The sequence below is a fragment of the Alcanivorax sp. HI0083 genome (assembly GCF_001635175.1).
The window spans coordinates 1-1,214 of record NZ_LWFX01001232.1; the positions used below are offsets into that span (position 1 = coordinate 1).

Sequence of the window (1,214 nt, forward strand, 5' to 3'; positions counted from 1 at the left end):
ACAAGCAGCGCTTCCTTTTCCCCGACTCCGACATTCGTGGCGAGCTGGTACAGGTAGAAAGCAGCGTCAGCCGTATCCTTGAAGGCCACAACTACCCGCTGGCCGTACAGGGGCTGATCGGCGAGGCCGTGGCCGCCGTGGCCCTGCTGGCCAGCACCCTCAAATTCAAGGGCCGGCTGGCCCTGCAGGCCCAGGGCAAGGGCCCGGTATCGCTGCTATTGGCCGAATGCAGCCACGACGGCGAGCTGCGCGCACTGGCCCGCCACAGTGACGGCCAGGACTGGAGTCATGGCGACATTCAGACACTGATCGGCGAAGGCACCATGGTGATTACCATCACCCCGGATCAGGGCCGCCAGTACCAGGGCATCGTCCCGCTCAGCGGCGACACCCTGGCGGCATGCCTGCAAGGCTATTTCCAGCAGTCCGAACAGCTACCGACCCGCCTGTGGCTCGCCAGCGGCAACAACCGCGCCGCGGGCCTGTTATTGCAACGCCTGCCCAACCAGCTTGCCACCACCGACGGCAACAACCAGATGTGGGAACACCTGGATGCACTGGCCAGCACCCTGCAAATGGAAGAACTGCTGAATCTGGATGACCAAACTATCCTCCACCGGCTGTTCCATGACACCCCGCCCCAGCTACCGGACGCCCAGCCACTGCAATTCGGCTGCACCTGCTCCCGGGATCGTAACCGCAATGCACTGATTTCCCTGGGCAATCAGGAGCTGCAGCAATTACTGGACGAAGACGGCGAGGTGACTCTGACCTGTGACTTCTGTCGTCACCAGGAGCATTTTGATGCCGTGGATCTGGCGGAGATGATCAAAGCAATTGACAGTTGATAGTGGACAGTTGACAGCTCCTCAAATGATCTCGGCAATTGCTTGTTTTTAAAGGACCGCACCAGAAACCTGAGCGCGGCCCTTAACGTTTCAGTGAATCTACTCCCCCTCCACCGCGGCGCTGGAATGCCCCGGAAAAAGTAGACACCTTCATTTGGAGAGAAGGTGTCATGAAATACAAAGCCAAGCGCTACTTCAGCGATGATTTCAAACGCGAGGCCGTGCAGGCCTCGCTATCCACCACGCAGACACAGTCCGCACTAGCTGGCAAGCTAGGCATACACCCAAAGTTGTTAAGCCGCTGGCGAAGAGAATGGATTGTGACCAAGAAACCGTCTGCTAAATCCGTCCAGAACACGGGACCCG

The 1,214-nt window shown here is 59.1% G+C and carries 2 protein-coding genes; both read left to right on the forward strand.

All coding sequences use genetic code 11. The annotated features are described in order from the left end of the window. A partial coding sequence (hslO, locus tag A3754_RS17915; protein ID WP_063520793.1) for an Hsp33 family molecular chaperone HslO occupies positions 1 to 848 on the forward strand: 848 nt, incomplete at its 5' end. 170 nt (positions 849 to 1,018) lie between these two features. After that, positions 1,019 to 1,214: transposase (locus A3754_RS26250; RefSeq protein WP_156497062.1), on the forward strand; the 196-nt coding region annotated here is incomplete at its 3' end.